At 60.3% G+C, this 20,214-nt stretch carries 16 protein-coding genes; 6 read left to right on the top strand and 10 right to left on the bottom strand.

What is annotated here, in order from left to right:
• Position 1: 1 nt before the first annotated feature.
• The 4 genes from pstA to FX982_RS07855 all read right to left on the bottom strand — a co-directional run bounded on the left by pstA (position 2) and on the right by FX982_RS07855 (position 6,586).
• Entirely contained in the window at positions 2-1,672 is a 1,671-nt protein-coding gene (gene pstA, locus FX982_RS07870; protein ID WP_172610246.1) for a phosphate ABC transporter permease PstA, read from the bottom strand.
• A 15-nt stretch (positions 1,673-1,687) separates the two neighbouring features.
• The gene (locus FX982_RS07865; RefSeq protein ID WP_172610245.1) at positions 1,688-3,973 is read right to left on the bottom strand and encodes an ABC transporter permease subunit; all 2,286 of its coding nucleotides are present in this window, start codon (positions 3,971-3,973) and stop codon (positions 1,688-1,690) included.
• A gap of 186 nt (positions 3,974-4,159) precedes the next feature.
• Complete coding sequence (locus FX982_RS07860; protein WP_172610244.1) at positions 4,160-5,140, bottom strand: phosphate ABC transporter substrate-binding protein PstS family protein; 981 nt, start codon at positions 5,138-5,140, stop codon at positions 4,160-4,162.
• 147 nt (positions 5,141-5,287) lie between these two features.
• Positions 5,288-6,586, bottom strand: coding sequence for an MFS transporter (locus FX982_RS07855; RefSeq protein WP_172610243.1), 1,299 nt, complete (start codon positions 6,584-6,586; stop codon positions 5,288-5,290).
• Between the two features lie 380 nt (positions 6,587-6,966).
• On the opposite strand from FX982_RS07855, the gene FX982_RS07850 reads away from it, so the two are divergent.
• Both FX982_RS07850 and FX982_RS07845 read left to right on the top strand, forming a co-directional pair.
• Complete coding sequence (locus tag FX982_RS07850) at positions 6,967-7,368, top strand: acyl-CoA thioesterase (RefSeq protein WP_037016781.1); 402 nt, start codon at positions 6,967-6,969, stop codon at positions 7,366-7,368.
• Positions 7,369-7,474: 106 nt separating this feature from the next.
• Positions 7,475-8,386, top strand: coding sequence for a D-hexose-6-phosphate mutarotase (locus tag FX982_RS07845; RefSeq protein ID WP_172610242.1), 912 nt, complete (start codon positions 7,475-7,477; stop codon positions 8,384-8,386).
• A gap of 174 nt (positions 8,387-8,560) precedes the next feature.
• Here the strand turns inward: FX982_RS07845 and FX982_RS07840 are convergent, their stop codons facing one another.
• The 5 genes from FX982_RS07840 to FX982_RS07820 form a co-directional block, all read right to left on the bottom strand.
• Positions 8,561-9,097 carry a DUF3299 domain-containing protein gene (locus tag FX982_RS07840; protein ID WP_172610241.1) on the bottom strand — a complete coding sequence of 179 codons (537 nt, stop codon included), beginning with the start codon at positions 9,095-9,097 and terminating at the stop codon, positions 8,561-8,563.
• Between the two features lie 79 nt (positions 9,098-9,176).
• Entirely contained in the window at positions 9,177-9,422 is a 246-nt protein-coding gene (locus FX982_RS07835) for a GlsB/YeaQ/YmgE family stress response membrane protein (protein WP_037016790.1), read from the bottom strand.
• 116 nt (positions 9,423-9,538) lie between these two features.
• On the bottom strand, positions 9,539-10,621 hold the full coding sequence (locus FX982_RS07830) for a 5-(carboxyamino)imidazole ribonucleotide synthase (RefSeq protein WP_172610240.1): 1,083 nt from the start codon (positions 10,619-10,621) through the stop codon (positions 9,539-9,541).
• A gap of 7 nt (positions 10,622-10,628) precedes the next feature.
• Complete coding sequence (gene purE, locus FX982_RS07825) at positions 10,629-11,120, bottom strand: 5-(carboxyamino)imidazole ribonucleotide mutase (protein ID WP_074885928.1); 492 nt, start codon at positions 11,118-11,120, stop codon at positions 10,629-10,631.
• A gap of 211 nt (positions 11,121-11,331) precedes the next feature.
• Positions 11,332-12,243 (bottom strand): LysR substrate-binding domain-containing protein, encoded by a 912-nt coding sequence (locus FX982_RS07820; RefSeq protein ID WP_172610239.1) that lies wholly within the window; start codon positions 12,241-12,243, stop codon positions 11,332-11,334.
• 210 nt (positions 12,244-12,453) lie between these two features.
• Between FX982_RS07820 and FX982_RS07815 the strand changes: the two genes are divergently transcribed.
• The 3 genes from FX982_RS07815 to FX982_RS07805 all read left to right on the top strand — a co-directional run bounded on the left by FX982_RS07815 (position 12,454) and on the right by FX982_RS07805 (position 16,566).
• Positions 12,454-13,878 carry an aspartate ammonia-lyase gene (locus FX982_RS07815; protein ID WP_172610238.1) on the top strand — a complete coding sequence of 475 codons (1,425 nt, stop codon included), beginning with the start codon at positions 12,454-12,456 and terminating at the stop codon, positions 13,876-13,878.
• Positions 13,879-14,076: 198 nt separating this feature from the next.
• A complete protein-coding gene (locus FX982_RS07810; RefSeq protein WP_172610237.1) occupies positions 14,077-15,531 on the top strand; it encodes an alanine/glycine:cation symporter family protein in 1,455 nt (484 codons plus the stop codon).
• 30 nt (positions 15,532-15,561) lie between these two features.
• The gene (locus FX982_RS07805; RefSeq protein ID WP_172610236.1) at positions 15,562-16,566 is read left to right on the top strand and encodes an asparaginase; all 1,005 of its coding nucleotides are present in this window, start codon (positions 15,562-15,564) and stop codon (positions 16,564-16,566) included.
• Positions 16,567-16,950: 384 nt separating this feature from the next.
• Here FX982_RS07805 and FX982_RS07800 read toward each other — a convergent pair whose 3' ends face one another.
• Positions 16,951-17,841 (bottom strand): bestrophin family protein, encoded by an 891-nt coding sequence (locus FX982_RS07800; RefSeq protein ID WP_438826317.1) that lies wholly within the window; start codon positions 17,839-17,841, stop codon positions 16,951-16,953.
• Positions 17,842-18,197: 356 nt separating this feature from the next.
• Here FX982_RS07800 and tkt point away from each other — a divergent pair, with 356 nt between their 5' ends.
• Entirely contained in the window at positions 18,198-20,198 is a 2,001-nt protein-coding gene (tkt, locus tag FX982_RS07795; RefSeq protein ID WP_254074915.1) for a transketolase, read from the top strand.
• Positions 20,199-20,214 lie beyond the last annotated feature (16 nt).

Below are 20,214 nucleotides of genomic sequence, written 5' to 3'. Positions count from 1 at the left end.
CTCAGTCTTCGAAAGCCTTGTACTTGTCGCGCAGGCGGTTGCGAATCGTCACCGCCGACAGGTTCAGCAGCGCAATCACCAGCACCAGCAGCAGCGCCGTGGCGTACACCAGCGGGCGCGCCGCCTCGACGTTGGGGCTTTGAAAACCGACGTCGTAGATATGAAAACCCAGGTGCATGATCTTCTGGTCGAGGTGCAGGTACGGGTAATTGCCGTCCACCGGCAGCGACGGCGCCATCTTGACCACACCCACCAGCATCAGCGGCGCCACTTCACCGGCCGCCCGGGCCACGGCCAGAATCAGCCCGGTCATCATGGCCGGGCTGGCCATCGGCAAAACGATCTTCCACAGCGTTTCGGCCTTGGTCGCGCCCAGGGCCAGCGAACCCTCGCGCAACGTCAGCGGGATGCGCGCCAGGCCTTCTTCGGTGGCAACGATCACCACCGGCACGGCGAGCAGCGCGAGGGTCAGTGACGCCCACAGCAAGCCCGCTGTGCCGAACGTCGGCGCCGGCAGGGCTTCGGGGAAGAACAGCTGATCCAGCGAACCGCCCAGCACGTAGACAAAAAAGCCCAGCCCGAACACGCCGTAGACAATGGCAGGGACGCCCGCGAGGTTGTTCACCGCGATGCGGATCAAGCGCGTCATAACGCCCTGTCGCGCATACTCACGCAGATACACAGCGGCAAGCACGCCAAAGGGCGTCACGATCACGGCCATGATCAGCGTCATCATCACGGTGCCGAAGATCGCCGGGAAAATCCCGCCCTCGGTGTTGGCCTCGCGCGGGTCGTCGCTGAGGAACTCCCAGAGCTTCTGGAAGTAAAACCCCAACTTGGTCATCGTGCCCATTGCGTTGGGTTGATATGCGTGAACCACCTTGCCGATGCTGATCTCGATTTCTTTGCCGTTGGCGTCACGGGCCGTCAGGCTGTCGCGATTGTATTCGGCGTGCAACGCGCCCAAACGCGATTCGACTTCCTTGTAGCGGGCGTCGTATTCGGCGCGCTCAGTGGCCATGTCGGCCTGTGCCGCTGCATCAAGTTCGCCATTGAGCTCAAGCTTGCGTGCCTGCAGACGCAGCCGTTCGATGCCGTGGTTGATCGCGCCGATCTCGCCCTTCTCAAGGTCGTCCAGCTGATCGGAAATGCCCTGCACCCGCTCGATACGCGCCTGCAGTTGCGGCCATGCGGCTTCACCCTCGGCGACGATTTTGCCGTCTTCCTTGACGTTGGCCAGATAGCCGTAGAAGTTGCCCCACTCGCGGCGCTCCAGCGTCATCAACTCCGCTGGCTTGCGCATATCCTTGAGCCACTCGCCGATGACCCAGTTGAAATCGCTGGGGCTGATGTCCCGGTTGCCGACCTTGAACAGATCGCGGGTCATGAATTCGGGCCCCTGATCAGGGACCGGCAACCCGGCGGCCTTGAGCCTGGCGCGCGGCACTTGCTCAGACTGAACCAGCTCGCCCACCAGCACGTGGCTTTCCTGCCCGGGAACGTCGTACTGGGCGGAAATCACATCGGCCGGCCAGAAATGCCCTAGCCCGCGCACGGCGATCACCGCGAGCAAACCGATGGTCATGATCACGGCGATAGAGACCGCACCCGCGCTTAACCAGACGCCGGGGCCGCCACTGTTGAACCATCGCTTGAGGGAGGTCTGCTTCATCGGTTTCAACCTGCCCTAAAGAGACGAATACTGCTTGCGCAGGCGCTGACGAATCAGCTCTGCCAAGGTATTCATGACAAATGTGAACATCAGCAGCACCAGGGCAGCAAGGAACAGCACACGATAATGACTGCCGCCTACTTCCGACTCCGGCATCTCCACCGCCACGTTGGCCGCGAGCGTGCGCATGCCTTCGAACAGGTTCATGTCCATGATCGGCGTGTTGCCGGTGGCCATGAGCACGATCATGGTTTCGCCGACGGCGCGGCCCATGCCGATCATCAGCGCCGAGAAAATTCCTGGGCTGGCCGTCAGAATCACCACACGAACCAGCGTCTGCCACGGCGTGGCGCCGAGGGCCAGTGAGCCGAGCGTCAGCCCCCGCGGCACGCTGAACACCGCGTCCTCGGCGATGGAATAAATGTTGGGGATGACCGCAAAACCCATGGCGATCCCGACCACCAATGCGTTGCGCTGGTCATAGGTGATGCCCAGGTCGTTGGTGATCCACGAGCGCATGTCGCCGCCGAACCACCAGTTCTCGAGGTGCGGGCTCATGCTCAGTGAGACCCAGCCAATCAGCAGAATGACCGGAATCAGAATCGCGCTTTCCCAACCGTCGGGTACCCGCAGGCGAATCGAGTCGGGCAAGCGCGTCCAGCCAAACCCTGCCAGCAAGATGCCAATAGGGGTGAAGATCAGCAGGCTGAAGATGCCCGGCAGGTGCCCTTCCAGATACGGCGCCAGGAACAGCCCGGCGAAGAATCCGAGAATCACCGTCGGCATCGCTTCCATCAGTTCGATGATCGGCTTGACCTTGCGGCGCATGCGCGGCGCCATGAAGTAAGCGGTGTAGATCGCCGCAGCGACGGCAATTGGAGCGGCCAGGAGCATGGCGTAGAACGCGGCCTTCAGGGTGCCGTAAGTGAGTGGCGCGAGGCTGAGCTTGGGCTCGAAATCACTGCTGGACGCGGTGGATTGCCAAACGTATTTGGGTTCGTCGTAGTTTTCGTACCAGACCTTGTCCCACAACGCGCTCCATGAGATCTCCGGGTGCGGATTGCTCAGGCTCAAGGGCAGCAGCTTGCCGCTGTCTTCAACGATGATCCGATCCGCCCGCGGCGACAGTCCCATGACGGCCGGGCCGCTGGCTATCGGGTCGATCAGCAGCGTGCGGTGGGCGGTGCTGTGGAACACGCCGAGCTTGCCGGAGGTGTCCATGGCAATGAAGCCTTTGCGGCGCTGCTCGGCGGTGATCTGGGCGATCGGCGCGCCACTCATTTTGAAATCACGAATGTGCTGCAGGCGCATCTCGCCATCGACGTCTCGGGCCATGAACCACTGCGCGATGTTGCCTCTTGAGCTGCCGATCACCAGAGAGACGCCACCGACCAATTGCGTGCTGGCAGTCGTTTCGGCATTGGCATCTTCAAGGAGTTTGTAGCGGCCGTTCAGTGTGCGATCGCGCAGGTCGAACACGTCGGCCAGCGCGCGACCATTAATCACGTACAGCCACTGCTGACGCGGGTCGACATAAATGGCTTTGACCGCTGCTGACAGCTGCGGCAGATCGATGCGGTTCTGCTCGCGATCGGTGTCGCCCGTCATCAGGTTTTCGGACTGGGTCAGCGACAGCACGTGCAGTTGGGTACCGGTTGCACCGGCCAGAATCAGGGTCGTGTCACTGGCGCTCAGGTTGACGTGCTCGAGGGCCCGCCCTCCTTCGTCCAGCACCAGCGGCGTCTCGCCGTAGGGATAGGTAATCGTGGGGGTGATGGTCTTTTTGTTGGCGGGATAGCTGATCGGATACGCGTGCTTGAACACTATTACGCTGCCGTTGGACAGGCCAACCGCGATCAGGGGCTTGCCGGGCTGGTCCTGCGCCACCGACGTGATCTTCGCGCCTGCGGGGATCGGCAAGGCCACGCGGGAAATTTCGCCGCCGTCTTTGAGATGGAAAAACAGCGCTTCGCCTTTGTCGGACACGCGCATGGCGACCTGATTCTGCTCTTCGATGACCAGCACCATCGGCTCGCCGGCATCTTGCAGCCAGGCAGGCGCTTGAGCATCGCTGCGCGTCAGCTTCGCACCCTGGAACAACGGCGCGACGACGTAAGCCAGGTAGAAGAAGATCAAGGTAATGGCGGCCAACACGGCAAGACCGCCCACTAACACGTACCAACGCGTCAGGCGGTCTTTGAACGCACGGATCCTGCGCTTGCGCTGCAGCTCGGGCGCATTGAAATCGATGCGCTCGGGACGGGGTTTGTCGGTCATTGATGAATTGGCCAAATCATTCATGCGCACACCGTAGCCACTCTGTATGACAAATACATGACAGCGAGGTGACGCAAAAAAGCCCGTCGCTCCTGAATCGGGGCAACGGACTGTTCAGTGTTCTGCGAGCCTCGTTCCATAAGGCCTTTGTCGTTTTGTGGCGGGACGAACCTGTCACCCCGCTTCAGGGTTGTCTGGGCAGCGTGCTCGCTACCGTTCTTGTAGCCCCAGATCAGCCAAGGCTTTGCTGACGACCTTGGCTGGTAACGGAATGTATCCGTCTTTCATGACAACTTCCTGACCTTGTTTTGACAGGATCAATCTGACGAACTCGGCTTCGAGCGGATTCAACGGCTGGTTCGGCGCCTTGTTGACGTACACATAAAGGAAGCGTGCCAGCGGGTAGGTGCCATTCAATGCGTTGGCTTCGTTGTCTTCGACATACTCGCCGCCCTCCTTTTTTGCGAGGGGAACAGTGCGAACGCTGGACGTTTTATAACCAATGCCCGAGTACCCAATGCCGTTCAGCGAGTTGCTGATGGAGCTGACCACCGACGCAGAGCCGGGCTGTTCGTTGACGTTGGGCTTGAAGTCGCCCTTGCACAGCGCCTCTTCCTTGAAGAAACCGTAAGTGCCGGAAACCGAATTACGCCCGAACAGCTGGATGGCCTTGCCGGCCAGATCTCCCGTAACACCTGCATCGCCCCAGGTTTTCGCGTCGGCTCTGGCACCGCACAGCCGGGTCGCGGAGAAGATCGCGTCGACCTGCTGCAACGTCAGCCCCTTGATCGGGTTGTCCTTGTGAACGAACACTGCCAGGGCATCGACGGCCACGGGAATCGCCGTCGGTTTGTAGCCATGCTTCTGCTCGAACGCCGACAACTCGCCGTCTTTCATCTTGCGGCTCATGGGCCCGAGCGTCGCAGTGCCCTCGGTCAGTGCAGGTGGCGCTGTCGAGGAGCCAGCGGCCTGAATCTGGATGTTCACGCTTGGGTATTCTTTTTTGTAGGCCTCGGCCCACATCGTCATCAGGTTGGCGAGCGTGTCGGACCCCACGCTGGATAGATTTCCGGAGACACCACTGGTTTTGACGTAGGGCTTGATCGCCGGGTCGACAGCGGCACTCGCGTTGTCGACAGCCACGCCAGCCGCCACGAAAGTCAGCGCCGTCATCAAACGTTTGAAGGTCATGCCTTGCTCCTGGCGAGGTGAAGAGTACCGCCATCGATGATGGCCATGTGACTACTCTATGACCGGAATATGACAATCAAATGAAAGCCGCCAGTCATCACGACTGGCAGCCTTGATTTTCAGCGGGACGATTCGTCATAGGCTGGATCAGGACTCGACCCGCTTTCTTCTCATCAGGAAAATACCGATCCCCATGCCCATGGCGCAAAGAATCGCCACGTACCAGGACGGGCCCATCGGGTTGGCGGCGAACATCAGGCTGACGACCATTGGCGTTAAACCACCAAAGATGGCGTACGCCAGGTTGTAGGAAAACGACAGCCCGGAGAAGCGAACAACCGGCGGGAAGGCCTTGACCATCACGAAGGGCACCGCGCCGATGGTGCCGACGAACAAGCCGGTAATCGCGTACAGCGGATACAGCAGATCCGGGTGCGTGCCGATCATGTGGTAGAAGGTCCACGAACTCACCAGCAGGCCCAGCGAGCCGAACAGGAAGACCAGCCCCGCGCCGACCCGATCCGCCAGCGCGCCCGCCCCGATACAGCCCAGACTCAGCAAAACAATGGCGAGGCTGTTGGCTTTCAGGGTGTCGGCGGGTGCGAAACCGTAGGCCTTTTGCAGCAGGGTCGGCGTCATCAGAATGACCACCACCACACCGGCGGAGAGCAGCCAGGTCAGAAGCATCGACAGCACAACGGCGCCACGGTGATCACGCAATACCGCTTTGAGCGGCACTTCTTCAGCCAGTTGCTTGCGCAATTGGAGCTCGGCGAACACCGGGGTTTCATGCAGCCAGCGGCGCAGGTAAACCGACATCAGACCGAAGACGCCACCGAGCAGGAAAGGAATCCGCCAGGCATAGTCCGATACCTCAACGGGCGAGTACACGCTGTTGATCCAGGTGGCGACCAGCGAGCCAAGCAGAATCCCGGCAGTCAGACCGGACGTGAGGGTACCGCAGGCGTAACCGACGTTACGGGCGGGAACGTGTTCGGAAACGAATACCCACGCGCCAGGCACTTCGCCACCGATCGCGGCGCCCTGAATGACGCGCATCAACAGCAGCAACATCGGAGCCCAGATGCCGATCTGCGCGTAGGTAGGCAGCAAGCCCATGATCAGCGTCGGCACGGCCATCAGAAAAATGCTAAGGGTGAACATTTTCTTGCGGCCCAGCAGATCGCCGAAGTGCGCCATGACGATGCCGCCAAGGGGCCGAGCCAGATAACCGGCGGCAAAAATGCCAAACGTTTGCATCAAACGCAGCCATTCGGGCATGTCTACGGGGAAAAACAGCTTGCCTACCACTGCTGCGAAGAACACGAAGATGATGAAGTCGTAGAACTCCAACGCTCCGCCCAGGGCAGACAGTGAAAGGGTTTTGTAATCGTTGCGGTTCAGCGGGCGCGAAGGCTGCGTAGCACTTAAAGGCACAGAGGACATGACAATGGCTTCTCTTTTGAGGCTCTCTTTGGGCGAAAAATCAACGGTGACTCAACCGTGGGTAACGGCTTCACACGCGATTTCTCGACTCGAAAAGTTAATCGGGCATCAAAATTGCGTGCCAAAAATGGCGTAGTGCGCCAGGTCGGTCCGGCACGATAGCAAATTGCGTACAAATGCACATGGATTGCAATGACGCGAAGGCATCATGAAAAAGCGGCGGTCGTGTCGTGACGACGCGCCAGATATACTCGCCGGCCGCGACTCAACCGGGCTCTTCAGGGAAGTTGTGCGAAACCATTTGCCCAAGTCGTTTTCGCAGAGTTTCCCTTTAAACAAAATGAAGACTTAGTAGAGTCATGGGTCAGAGGGACCCAATAATGATTGAGCTCGAACAAGAAGATCCGATACCGCAGGGCGATCTTGCCCTGCAGATTACCGCCCTACCCCGCGAAACCAACGGCTTCGGGGATATTTTCGGCGGCTGGCTGGTTTCCCAGATGGACCTTGCCGGTACTGCCATGGCGAGCAAGGTGGCCGGTGGCCGTGTGGCGACGGTTGCCATCGACCGCATGGCGTTCCTGGTGCCCGTCGCGGTGGGGGCGCAGTTGTCGTTCTACACCCAGACCCTGGAAATCGGCCGCAGCTCGATTCAGATGATGGTCGAGGTGTGGAGCGATGATCCCCTGTCCAGCGAATGGCGCAAGGTGACCGAAGCCGTGTTCGTTTTCGTCGCCATCGACGGCAGCGGCCGTACTCGCTCGGTGCCGGCTCGTCGCTGATCAGTAAGCCAAGGGGGGCCGATGTGCCCGCCCTTGGCTTTGCGCAACAAACTCATCAAGCTTGGCGCAGTCTGAGTCAGTCACTGTCCTTCGAGTGAGAACCCCTATGCCTACGTCAAACGTCGAATCCTTCCAGCTCGGTGAGCTTAATTGCTGGCGCATCCGCCACGGTCAGGCCGAACTGGTGATCGCCCAGCAAGGCGCGCACATCATCAGTTACCAGGTGGACGGCGATGAGCCGCTGATTTGGTCCAACCCGGGCGCGCTGTTCAAATCGGGCAAGCCTATTCGCGGCGGGATGCCGATCTGCTGGCCGTGGTTTGGCAATTTCCAGAAAAACCCGTCCAGCGTGCAGGCCATGCGCGAGAGCGACGAGCCGGCAAAGGCCCACGGCGAAGTTCGAGCGATCGACTGGGAGTTGATGGGCGTGGGTGAGGATGGCGACGCCTTGATTGTCGAATTCATTCAGCCCCGGGCCGAAGGACATTTGCCGGGGTGGCCGCACACCGTTGGCTTGAAGCTGCACATCCGCCTGGATACAGCGCTGAATGTCAGCCTCGTGAGCTTCAACGCTGGCGCTGAAGACGTCACGCTGAGCCAGGCGTTGCACAGCTATTTCGCGGTCAGTGACGTCGGCCAGATCAGCGTCGAAGGGCTGGACGGCGTGGAGTACCTGAACACACTGGAAAGCTGGGACACTCAGAATGTGCAGGTGGGCAATATCACCTTCACCGGCGAGACCGACCGTATTTATCAGGACACGCCCGACCTGATCTCAGTGGTCGATCCAAAATGGGAACGCCGGATTAAGATTCAGACGACGGGTTCGCAATCGGCCATCGTCTGGAACCCGTGGATCGACAAGACCAAAACCTTCGACGACATGCAGGCTGATGGCTGGAAAAGCATGGTGTGCGTTGAGACAGCCAACGTCATGACCGATGTCGTGACGCTTAAGCCGGGCGATATGCACGCGCTGAGCGTCAGCATCTGGGCCGAGCCGTTGGCAGAAGCCTGACGACACTGCGCTATTTTGTAGGACCGGCTTCAGCCGGGAAGAGGCCTGCATGAACACCATAAATTTGCGGTGTGGCACCTGGCGCTTTCCCGGCTGAAGCCGGTCCTACAGTGGGCTCCAAGATCAATCTCCGGAATGTACGCGGTCTCACCAGGACCTTGCTGTGTCGGCGAACTACAAATCCGCCTCAACCACCACCCGCACTTTCGACGCATCCAGCGCATAAGCCGCGTCGGCGAGATCATTGTTGACCTTCTCGACCTTCAACGTGCCGATGACCCACAACGGCGTGTAGATGTCAGAGATCTTCAGGCCCTTCGGATAACGCACCAGCACCAGCTGATTCGGCGGCGGTGGCGGCACGTGGATGCAGGCCCCCGGGTACGGGACGAGGAAGAACAGCGTGCTGTGGCCCTTCGCATCAGTCTCCAGCGGAACCGGATAGCCACCCAGGCGAATGATTTTGTCGTTCATCGACGCGACGGTTTTGGTGGAGTACATGACGGCAGGCAAGCCCTTGCTCTGCTTCAAACCGCCCTTGCTGTCGAACGTTCCCTGACCTTCAGGCGAGTTGTGATCGATTTCGGGCATGGCTTCGAGGGCTTTCTGATCCGACTTCGGCATCAGCTCGAGCCAGTCGGTTTCAGGTAATTCAGCGGCGCGTACCAATCCGCAGACCAGCAGCAGTGAAACGAAGAGGAGATGACGCATTGGAGGTGCTCGGCGGGAGGAGTTGAGTGCCGGGCATTCTAGCCCTCTGCGCAGCAATAGCGCAGAGGGCCAGCCGTGCTTAACGCTTTTTAATCATGCCGTAGATCACCAGCAGGATGATCGCGCCGACAAGTGCACCGAGGAAACCTGCACCCTCGCCTGCGCGGTAGATCCCCAGCGCCTGACCACCATAAGTGGCAGCCAGCGAGCCGCAGATGCCGAGCAGGATGGTCATGATCCAGCCCATGCTGTCGTCGCCTGGCTTCAGGAAGCGCGCCAGCAGACCTACGATCAAGCCGATGAAGATGGTTCCGATGATTCCCATGCCATGTCCCTCTGTTTGAATGAATATGCCAACAGCCTAGCTAGCTATTGGCAACAGGCTATGAGAGGGGCGGCGGTGGCGAATGGTTCAACAGGATGTGCAGGACACTGCTGTGATCAGTTTTTGATCAATGCCTCGACCTGCTTCACCTGACGATCCAGCGTCGTGCGGTCTTTGCTGCGCACCGTGGCGTGGCCGACCTTGCGCCCGGCTTTGAAGGCCTTGCCGTAGTGATGCAGATGACAGTCTTCGATGGCGATCACGTAGCTCACAGCCGGTACTTCACCGATGAAGTTGAGCATCGCGCTCTCACCAACCTTGGCCGTCGAACCCAGCGGCAGCCCGGCAACGGCGCGCAGATGGTTCTCGAACTGGCTGCACTCGGCGCCTTCGGTGGTCCAGTGGCCCGAGTTGTGGACACGCGGGGCGATCTCGTTGGCTTTAAGGCCGCCATCGACTTCGAAGAATTCAAAGGCCAGCACGCCTACGTAATCCAGCTGCTTGAGCACACGCCCGGCGTAATCTTCAGCCAGCGCCTGCAGCGGGTGATCGGTGCTGGCGATGGACAGGCGCAGAATGCCGCTGTCGTGGGTGTTGTGGACCAACGGATAGAAGCGGGTCTCGCCATCACGGGCACGCACGGCGATCAACGAAACCTCGCCGGTGAACGGCACAAAGCCCTCCAGCAGGCACGGCACGCTGCCCAGTTCGGCGAAGGTGCCGCTCACGTCTTCAGGGGTGCGCAGGACTTTCTGGCCCTTTCCGTCGTAACCCAGCGTGCGGGTTTTCAACACGGCCGGCAGACCGATGCGGGCCACCGCAGCGTCCAGATCCGCCTGGGACTGGATGTCGGCGAACGCCGGCGTCGGGATGCCGAGGTCCTTGAACATGCTTTTTTCAAACCAGCGATCGCGGGCGATGCGCAGCGCTTCGGCGCTCGGGTAAACCGGCACGAACTGCGACAGAAAGGCAACGGTTTCAGCCGGTACGCTCTCAAACTCGAAGGTGACCAGATCAACATCGTTCGCCAGCTGGCGCAGGTGTTCCTGATCACCGTAATCGGCGAGCAGGTGCTCGCCAAGCGCAGCGGCGCAGGCGTCTGGTGCGGGATCAAGGAAGGCGAAGTTCATCCCCAGCGGGGTGCCCGCCAGTGCCAACATGCGACCCAACTGGCCGCCACCGATTACGCCGATCTTCATGAAAACCTCAGGCCTCGCGTGGGTCTGGATTGTCCAGAACGCTGTCTGTCTGCTCAGCACGGAATTTCTTCAGCACTGCGTGGAAGTGTGGGTGCTTGGCGCCCAGGATACTGGCCGACAACAGCGCGGCGTTGATCGCGCCTGCTTTGCCGATGGCCAGCGTTGCAACTGGAATACCGGCAGGCATCTGCACGATGGAGAGCAATGAGTCGACGCCCGACAGCATGGACGACTGAACCGGGACACCCAGAACGGGCAGATGAGTCTTGGCAGCGCACATGCCAGGCAGATGAGCAGCGCCACCAGCGCCGGCGATGATCACCTCGATGCCACGGCCTTCGGCTTCTTCGGCGTACTTGAACAGCAGATCGGGCGTGCGGTGCGCCGAAACCACTTTGACTTCGTACGGGATGCCGAGCTTTTCAAGCATGTCGGCGGTGTGGCTAAGGGTGGACCAATCGGACTTGGAGCCCATGATCACGCCAACCAGTGCGCTCATCGTCGTGCCTCTCATCGGGCGCCCGCAGGCGCGGCTAAAAACAACAAGCCACGCGGGAGAACCGGCGTGGCTTGTCGTACAAATTATGACCAGTCGAACCGGCCGAAGGCCGCGGAGTATACCGCAAAGAGGCGCGTTTGACAGACTGCCGGCGACCTCCTGTCAGCCAACAAAATCGGACCATACACGCCCGGTTTTGCTGACTCCGAGGTCAGGCGTCCGGCGAGTTGCCGCCCGCTTCCAGCTTGCGCCACAACAGCCGGACATTGGCCTTGCGAACCAGCGCGCAGCGGTACAGCCGAATCTCCAGCGGGACGTGCCACTGAGTGCCGCCGCAGATAACCAATTCGCCTCGTTCGAGCTCCGCCGTCACGCTCAGCCGCGGCACCCACGCGATACCCAGCCCTTGTAGCGCCATGCCCTTGAGGCTGTCGGCCATCGCCGTTTCGTAAATCGTCGTGAAGCGCACGCTGCGTTGGCGAAGTAGCAGATTCACCGAGCGCCCCAGAAATGCACCGGCGCTGTACGCCAGCAGTGGCACGCTTTGCTCCCCTTCCAGGTCGAACAGCGGCCGCCCCTCTTCGTCTGTCGAGCAGACTGGCAGCATTTCGGTCATGCCCAGATGCAGGGACGGGAAGATCTCGGCGTCCATCTGCAGCGCGGCATCGGGGTCGTAGAACGCCAGCATCAGATCACAACCGCCTTCACGCAGTGCGTGTACCGCGTCGCCGACGTTGGTGGCGACCAGGCGCGTGGCAATGTTCAGCCCTTCATTGCGTAACTGCGCGATCCAGCGCGGAAAGAAGCTCAGCGCCAGCGAGTGAGCGGCAGCGATCTGCATGACCTCACCCTGCCCGCTCTCCAGGTGGTGCAAATGACGCAGCACTTCGCCGAGCTGGTCGACCACCGTCCTTGCGGTGACGAGGAATAATTGCCCTGCCGCCGTCAGCTCGATCGGCGTGCGCGAGCGATTGACCAGCGTCAGCCCAAGCGCCGCTTCAAGGCTGCGAATGCGCCGGCTGAAGGCCGGTTGCGTGACAAATCGACGCTCCGCTGCCTGGGAAAAACTGCGGGTCGCGGCCAGCGCACTGAAATCTTCCAACCATTTGCTTTCCAGGTTCATCGTTTCTCCAGCGTTAGAAATGGCGCATTCGCAGGTGCGGACGGAGCGTCATACACTGATTCACACGTTCGCAACAATCCCTGCGTCACAGCGCCATTATGCCGATTGTGCATAGGGCAGCGTTTTACAGCATTGGTCCAGAATCGCCTGCAAGCCTAGTATCAGCGGCGTTCCGGCTTAGTCCGTGCCCATCTTGAGACTTTCTCTATCATGTCCTCCGCTGCATCATTTCGCATCGAAAAAGACTTGCTTGGCGTTCTCGAAGTACCCGCTGAAGCGTATTACGGCATTCAGACCCTGCGCGCTGTGCACAACTTCCGCCTCTCGGGTGTTCCGCTTTCTCACTACCCGAAGCTGGTTGTAGCGCTGGCGATGGTCAAACAAGCTGCAGCGGATGCGAACCACCAGCTGGGTCACCTGAGCAACGATAAGCATGCGGGCATCAGCGAAGCCTGCGCACGGCTGATCCGCGGTGATTTCCACGATCAGTTCGTCGTCGACATGATCCAGGGCGGCGCCGGCACCTCCACCAACATGAACGCCAACGAAGTCATCGCCAACATCGCGCTTGAAGCGATGGGCCATGCCAAGGGCGAATACACGTTTCTGCACCCCAACAACGACGTGAACATGGCGCAGTCCACCAACGACGCGTACCCGACGGCCATACGTCTGGGTTTGCTGTTGGGCCACGACTCACTGCTCGCCAGTCTCGACAGCCTGATTCAGGCATTCGCGGCCAAAGGTCACGAGTTCAACCACGTGTTGAAAATGGGCCGCACCCAACTGCAAGACGCGGTGCCGATGACCCTGGGTCAGGAATTCCGCGCCTTCGCCACCACCTTGACTGAAGACCTCAACCGCCTGCGCAGCCTGGCGCCTGAGCTGCTGACCGAAGTCAATCTCGGCGGCACCGCCATCGGCACCGGCATCAACGCCGACCCTGGTTATCAGCACCTGGCCGTTCAGCGTCTGGCGACCATCAGCGGCCAGCCGCTGGTGCCGGCGGCGGACCTGATTGAAGCGACCTCCGACATGGGTGCTTTCGTCCTGTTTTCCGGCATGCTCAAGCGCACCGCAGTCAAGCTGTCGAAGATCTGCAACGACCTGCGCCTGCTCTCCAGCGGCCCGCGCACCGGCATCAACGAAATCAATCTTCCGGCACGTCAGCCAGGCAGCTCGATCATGCCGGGCAAGGTGAATCCTGTGATTCCAGAGGCGGTGAACATGTGCGCCTTCGAAATCATGGGCAACGACCTGGCACTGACCATCGCTGCCGAAGGCGGCCAATTGCAGTTGAACGTGATGGAGCCGTTGATCGCCTACAAGATCTTCGACTCGATTCGCCTGCTGCAGCGCGCCATGGACATGCTGCGCGAGCACTGCATCGTCGGCATCACCGCTAACGAAGTGCGCTGCCGTGAGCTGGTCGAGCACTCGATCGGCCTGGTCACTGCGCTGAACCCTTACATCGGTTACGAAAACGCCACCCGCATTGCCCGCGTTGCACTGGAAACGGGCCGTGGCGTACTGGAGCTGGTGCGTGAAGAGGGCTTGCTCGATGACGTCATGCTGGCAGACATCCTGCGCCCAGAGAACATGATTGCGCCGCGGCTAGTGCCTTTGAAGGCTTGATCGTCCGGCTCTCCAGCACTTGCAACACGATCACCAGGCTGAGGGTCTAGACACCCCTCACCCTTTTGAGGGCCGGAAGCACACGCTTCCAGGCCCTTTTTTTTGCCTGCTCTATGCCGGCTTGCAGCAAACCGAATAAAGACTCCAATAACGCGCACCGGTATAGTGCGCACCCTCTAAGAAAGCGAGGAAACACCAATGCTTGAAGTCATCAACGACTTCCTCTCGGGAAAAGTACTGATCGTGCTCATTGTTGGGCTCGGTGGATATTTCACGATTCGCTCGCGTTTCGTTCAGTTCCGTCACTTCTTTCACATGTTCGCGGTGTTTCGCGACAGTTTGCGCAGCAGCGCCGGCCAGTTGAGTTCATTCCAGGCCCTGATGCTGAGCCTTGCCGGCCGCGTCGGCGCCGGTAACATCGCCGGCGTCGGCATCGCCGTCACCCTGGGCGGACCGGGCGCGGTGTTCTGGATGTGGGTCACTGCGCTGGTCGGCATGGCGAGCAGCTTTTTCGAATGCTCCCTTGGTCAGCTGTACAAACGCTGCGACGCCGAAGGTCAATACCGCGGCGGTCCGTCGTATTACATTCAGCATGGCCTGGGCAAACGCTGGCTGGGCATGATCATGGCGGTGTTGCTGCTGGTGACCTTCGGCTTTGCCTTCAATGGCCTGCAATCCCACGCCGTGACCCACTCGCTCAACGACGCGTTCAAGATCTCGCCAAGCTACGCCGGCGTCGGTCTGGCGATACTGCTGGGTCTGGTGTTCGTCGGCGGGATCAAGCGCATCGCCAAGGTCGCCGACCTGCTGGTGCCGATCAAGACACTGGTCTACATCGCCGTCACGCTGTATGTCATCGGCGTGCAGTTCGAACACGTTCCGCACATGCTGATGACCATCGTCAAAAGCGCGTTCGGCATGGATGAAGTGTTTGGTGGCCTGATCGGCAGCGCCATTGTCATGGGCGTCAAACGTGGCGTCTTCGCCAACGAAGCCGGCCTGGGCAGCGCGCCGAACGTAGCGGCGGTGGCTCAGGTCGAGCACCCGGTTGCACAAGGTGTGGTTCAGGCGTTCAGCGTGTTCCTTGATACGTTCGTCATCTGCACCTGCACCGCGTTGCTGATCCTGCTGTCCGGTTTCTACACCCCGGGCTTCGAAGGCGATGGCATTGCCCTGACGCAGAACTCCCTCGCCGCCGTCGTCGGTGACTGGGGCAAGCTGTTCATCAGTGTGGCGCTGGCGCTGTTCGTGTTCACTTCGATTCTCTACAACTACTACTTGGGCGAAAACAGCCTGCGCTTCCTGCTGGGTGAGAACCGCAAGGCGATCTTCGGCTACCGCGTGTTGGTCCTCGCGTTGATTCTGTGGGGCGCGGTCGAGGATCTGGGCACGGTGTTCGCCTTCGCCGACATCACTATGACGATGCTGGCTTTCGTCAACCTGATCGCGCTGGCGATGCTGTTCAAAATCGCGCTGCGGGTGCTGAAAGACTACGATGCCCAGCGTAAAGCCGGGATCAAGACGCCAGTCTTCGACTCCAGCCAGTTCCCCGATCTGGACCTGGACCTGAAAGCCTGGCCAAAGCCTGATGCCGCTCAGCCTGCGGCGCACACGGCAGCGGTCAGCGGCAAACCGGTCGCGGACGCGCGTTGATCATTTGAACCTCAATCCAGGGAGACAGGCATGAGTCGCAAAAACCACGCACCCGCCCGCCAGGTGATGGTGCTGTATACCGGTGGAACCATCGGCATGCAGGCCAGCGAAAACGGGCTGGCACCTGCTTCCGGCTTTGAAGCGCGCATGGCTGAGCAACTGGCTGCGCTGCCCGAAATGGTCGTGCCGCAGTGGTCGTTCCGCGAAATGTCTCCCCTGATCGACAGCGCCAACATGACGCCTGCCTACTGGCAGCGCTTGCGCGAGGCGGTGGTCGATGCAATTGAAGCGCAAGGGTGCGACGCCGTGCTGATCCTGCACGGTACCGATACCCTGGCTTACAGCGCAGCAGCCATGAGCTTTCAACTGTTGGGCCTGAATGCCCCTGTGGTGTTCACCGGTTCAATGTTGCCAGCGGGCGTTTCCGACAGTGATGCCTGGGAAAACGTCAACGGCGCCTTGCAGGCTTTGGGTCAAGGGCTCGCCGCGGGAGTGCATCTGTACTTCCACGGGGAGCTGCTGGAACCTACTCGTTGCGCGAAGATTCGCAGCTTCGGCCGCAACCCTTTTGCGGCGCTCAATCGCGCTCGCGGTGGTGAGGCGGCATCGGCGTTGCCGGCGGCGCTGGACTATCGCCAGCCCAAGCAACTGGCGAACGTTGCGGTGCTGCCGCTGTTTCCCGGCATCGGCGCTGCTCAGCTAGACGGTTTGATCGACAGCGGTATCCAGGGTCTTGTGCTGGAATGCTTCGGCAACGGCACCGGTCCCAGCGATAACGCTGACTTCCTTGCCAGCCTTCAGCGTGCTCACCAGAAAGGCATCGTGGTCGTGGCGATTACTCAATGCCACGAAGGCGGCGTCGAACTGGATGTGTATGAGGCCGGCAGCCGGCTGCGGGGCGTCGGCGTGCTGTCCGGCGGCGGCATGACCCGCGAAGCGGCGTTCGGCAAGCTGCATGCGCTGCTGGGGGCCGGACTGGATGGCAATGAGGTGCGGCGATTGGTCGAGCTCGATGTGTGTGGCGAGTTGCGCTGAGCGAGTAGCGTCGCTTAGATAGTTGTCTGCACGCGTTTACCGGCGAGGAGCCCAGACATTTCGCAAGGTCGATAACCCACAACAGGCCGCAAATTGCCCGGTGTCCAGACGCTATACTCGCGCAGCAAACACAACCCTGTGGGAGTGAGCTTGCTCACGAAGACGGCATTTCAGCCGCTGAAGATTCAGCGCACGTCCTACCCCTTCGCGAGCAAGCTCGCTCCCACAATTGGTGTATCGGCGGCGTGGTTTCGTGTTTGATGAGAGCAAGCTTGCTCGCGAAAGCGGCCTCTTCATCGACGGATATCTCGCGGATGGACCATCCTCTTCGTCCGGATGCGTCTGGCGTCAATTATGCCCTCATCAAGCAAGGGCATGACCTCATCACGAATAAGCAACCTCAACCGGCCGCTTGTCCATCGCGTCCTGCAGCATCGAGTTCAGATTGCCGGAGATGTTTTCGCACAGCGCTTTCATCTGAATCTCGTGCTCGGAGGCCTTGAACGGGCTTTGCAGGTCGGTGCCGATTTTCTCGATTGCCAGCAGCATGAAGCCCACGACAGTCGACGCCAGCGGCGTGAACCAGCCCAGCGTTTCGACCAGACCGATCGGCACGATGATGCAGAACAGGGTGATGAACAGACGCGGGAACGTCACGTACGGGTAAGGCAACGGGGTATTGGCGATGCGCTCCATGCCGCCTTGGTTGTTGGAGATTTCCACCAGCGTCGCTTCGAGCCGTTCCAGACGAATGCTGTCCAGGCGGCCGGCCTTGTATTCCTGAGCGATGATCGCCGCGGACTCATTGAGAATCGCGTTGGGGAAGTTGTTGGTGCGCGTGCGGCGCTCGAATTCTTCCCGGGAAATCATCGCCGTTACCTGCTCGCCGCAATCGCTGCCCTTCAAATGGGCAGACAGGCATTCAACATAGGCCACATGACGGCGCAAGAGCGTGGCCTTGACCGGGTTCAGCCCGTCCTCGTCATCAATGAACGTCAGCACCTGCCGGGCAAAGCTGCGGGAGTTATTGACCAGCGCACCCCACAGCGTGCGCGCCTCCCACCAGCGGTTATACGCGCTGGTGTTGCGGAAGCTGGTCAGCACGACCAGCGCAGAACCCAACAGGGTCAGGGGCATCGATGGCAGGGTGATCTTGCGATCCAGAAACAGCATGAAGTCGACGGTAACGACGACGTCCCATATCAGCAGCCAGAACAAGGACCAGCCGATGTAGGTAAATGTCCTGATCATGGCGCGGTACTTCTTGACGATCATTTCCTGCAAAGGCCACCTCCGGCGCAATACGTTGAATCAGTCGGCAAGGGCTCGACCCAAGGCTTCGAATACGTCTGGGCAACTTCGTTCGTTACGCTCACAGGCTATATGTAACCAAATACTCAATGGAAGCTGAATCGCTTCTCCAAAAGACTGGCTGACAGATTGTTCATGGAACGATAACGCCCTCGCCGCGCTCAACACCTATCTGGATGCTTCCGCTACCCGTCACGAGGAGAACGTTAATGAGCTCGTCTGCCAACTCTCACTCCACCGAACGATCAGGCGCAGTGCGCCCGTTTACGCCGCACACTGACCGCGACCAACTGACCATCAATACCATTCGCACCCTGGCCATGGATGCCGTGCAGAAAGCCAATTCCGGGCACCCCGGTACGCCGATGGCGCTGGCACCTGTCGGCTACACGCTGTGGAAAGATTTCCTGCGCTATCACCCGGAACACCCTGACTGGCCTAACCGCGACCGTTTCGTGTTATCGGTCGGCCATGCTTCGATGCTGCTGTATTCGCTGCTGCACCTGGCCGGTGTGATCGAGATCGATGAGCACGGCAAGCCATCGGGCAAACCCGCGGTGAGCCTTGAGGACATCAAGCAGTTTCGCCAGATGGACTCCAAAACCCCAGGCCACCCTGAGTACCGCATGACCACCGGCGTGGAGACCACTACCGGTCCGCTGGGTCAGGGTTGCGCCAATAGCGTCGGCATGGCGATGGGTGAGCGCTGGCTGGGTGAGCACTTCAACAAGCCGAGCGCGACGCTGTTCGATTACAACGTGTACGTGCTGTGCGGCGACGGCGACATGATGGAGGGCGTGACCGCCGAAGCGGCTTCAATCGCCGGGCACCTCAAGCTGTCGAACCTGTGCTGGATCTACGACAACAACACCATCAGCATCGAGGGCCACACCGAACTGGCTTACAGCGATGATGTGCAGAAGCGTTTCGAGGGCTACGGCTGGAAAACCCTGCACGTCAAAGACGCCAACGACGCCAGTGCGCTGGCCAAGGCGCTGCAGACCTTTCAGCAAACCAGCGATGCGCCGACCCTGATCGTGGTCGACAGCGTCATCGGCTTCGGTTCGCCCAACAAACACAATACGTCTGCCGCCCACGGCGAACCGCTGGGCGATGACGAAATCAAGCTGACGAAAAAGGCCTACGGCTGGGATGAAAACAGTTCCTTCCTGGTGCCGGAAGATGCCCGTCACTGCCTGCGTGATGCACTGCTGGAACGTAGCGGCAGCGATTACGACGCCTGGCTCGAGACCCTTAAGCAGTTCGAAAAGGACCAGCCCGAGCTCGCCGATCAGCTCAAGCGCATGCGTGCCGGTGAGATGCCCGAAGGCTGGCAAGACAAGCAGATGAATTTTGAAGCGGACGCCAAAGGCATTGCCTCGCGCGCTTCCGGTGGCAAGGTGCTGAATGCGTTTGCCGAGCAGATCCCGTGGCTCATCGGCGGCTCGGCAGACCTTTCGCCGTCGACCAAAACCAACCTGACGTTTGATGGGGCGGGCAGCTTCGAAGCAGGCAATTACGGCGGTCGAAACCTGCACTTTGGTATCCGTGAACATGCCATGGGTTCCATCGCGAACGGCTTGGCCCTGTCCTACATCCGTCCGTACACCTCGACCTTCCTCGTGTTCAGCGATTACATGAAGCCGCCGATTCGTCTGGCGTCGATCATGGAATTGCCGGTTATCTTCGTCTTTACCCATGACTCCATCGGCGTCGGCGAGGACGGCCCGACCCACCAGCCCATCGAGCAACTGACTCAGCTGCGGGCGACGCCGGGTGTGCTGACCATTCGTCCGGGCGATGCCAACGAAACGGCGCAGGCCTGGAAAATCGCGTTGGCGCAAACCAGCAGGCCATCGTGCCTGGTGCTGTCCCGTCAGCCGCTGCCAACCCTTGATCGCTCGAAATACGCCAGCGCCGACGGCCTGACCAAAGGTGCCTACGTGCTGGCTGATGCGGTGGAAGGTAAAGTGGACGTCATCCTGATCGCCACCGGCAGCGAGGTCGGCATGACCGTCGAGGCGTTCGAGAAGCTCAAAGCCGAAGGCGTTGCAGCGCGCGTGGTGTCAATGCCGAGCTGGGAGTTGTTCGAGGACCAGGACAAGGCCTATCGCGACGGCGTGCTGCCGCCGGATGTTAAAGCGCGGGTAGTGGTGGAACAGGCGGGGCCTGTGGGTTGGGATCGGTATGTCGGGCAGACCGGCGCAAAGATCGTGATGAACACCTTCGGTGCATCGGCTCCCATCGACAAGCTGCAGGCCAAGTACGGATTCACGGCGGAAAACATCGCCAAGCTGGCGAAGGAACAAATCGCTGGTTAATCCTGTGTAAGAGCGC

It is taken from the genome of Pseudomonas graminis (assembly GCF_013201545.1).
Classification (GTDB): Bacteria; Pseudomonadota; Gammaproteobacteria; order Pseudomonadales; family Pseudomonadaceae; genus Aquipseudomonas.
The sequence above is the reverse complement of the archived record's forward strand: the minus strand, read 5'-3'. Positions and strand labels throughout refer to the sequence as shown.

Bases quoted from the DNA above. Each gene is read 5' to 3' on its own strand.
- FX982_RS07835 (WP_037016790.1), bottom strand. From the start codon at position 9,422: ATGGGAATCATCGGAACCATCTTCATCGGCTTGATCGTAGGTCTGCTG.
- FX982_RS07820 (WP_172610239.1), bottom strand. From the start codon at position 12,243: ATGAACCTGGAAAGCAAATGGTTGGAAGATTTCAGTGCGCTGGCCGCG.
- tkt (WP_254074915.1), top strand. From the start codon at position 18,198: ATGGATGCCGTGCAGAAAGCCAATTCCGGGCACCCCGGTACGCCGATG.
- FX982_RS07815 (WP_172610238.1), top strand. From the start codon at position 12,454: ATGTCCTCCGCTGCATCATTTCGCATCGAAAAAGACTTGCTTGGCGTT.
- FX982_RS07805 (WP_172610236.1), top strand. From the start codon at position 15,562: ATGAGTCGCAAAAACCACGCACCCGCCCGCCAGGTGATGGTGCTGTAT.
- FX982_RS07830 (WP_172610240.1), bottom strand. From the start codon at position 10,621: ATGAAGATCGGCGTAATCGGTGGCGGCCAGTTGGGTCGCATGTTGGCA.
- purE (WP_074885928.1), bottom strand. From the start codon at position 11,120: ATGAGCGCACTGGTTGGCGTGATCATGGGCTCCAAGTCCGATTGGTCC.
- FX982_RS07800 (WP_438826317.1), bottom strand. From the start codon at position 17,841: ATGATCGTCAAGAAGTACCGCGCCATGATCAGGACATTTACCTACATC.
- FX982_RS07860 (WP_172610244.1), bottom strand. From the start codon at position 5,140: ATGACCTTCAAACGTTTGATGACGGCGCTGACTTTCGTGGCGGCTGGC.
- FX982_RS07810 (WP_172610237.1), top strand. From the start codon at position 14,077: ATGCTTGAAGTCATCAACGACTTCCTCTCGGGAAAAGTACTGATCGTG.
- FX982_RS07865 (WP_172610245.1), bottom strand. From the start codon at position 3,973: ATGAATGATTTGGCCAATTCATCAATGACCGACAAACCCCGTCCCGAG.
- FX982_RS07845 (WP_172610242.1), top strand. From the start codon at position 7,475: ATGCCTACGTCAAACGTCGAATCCTTCCAGCTCGGTGAGCTTAATTGC.
- FX982_RS07855 (WP_172610243.1), bottom strand. From the start codon at position 6,586: ATGTCCTCTGTGCCTTTAAGTGCTACGCAGCCTTCGCGCCCGCTGAAC.
- FX982_RS07840 (WP_172610241.1), bottom strand. From the start codon at position 9,097: ATGCGTCATCTCCTCTTCGTTTCACTGCTGCTGGTCTGCGGATTGGTA.
- FX982_RS07850 (WP_037016781.1), top strand. From the start codon at position 6,967: ATGATTGAGCTCGAACAAGAAGATCCGATACCGCAGGGCGATCTTGCC.
- pstA (WP_172610246.1), bottom strand. From the start codon at position 1,672: ATGAAGCAGACCTCCCTCAAGCGATGGTTCAACAGTGGCGGCCCCGGC.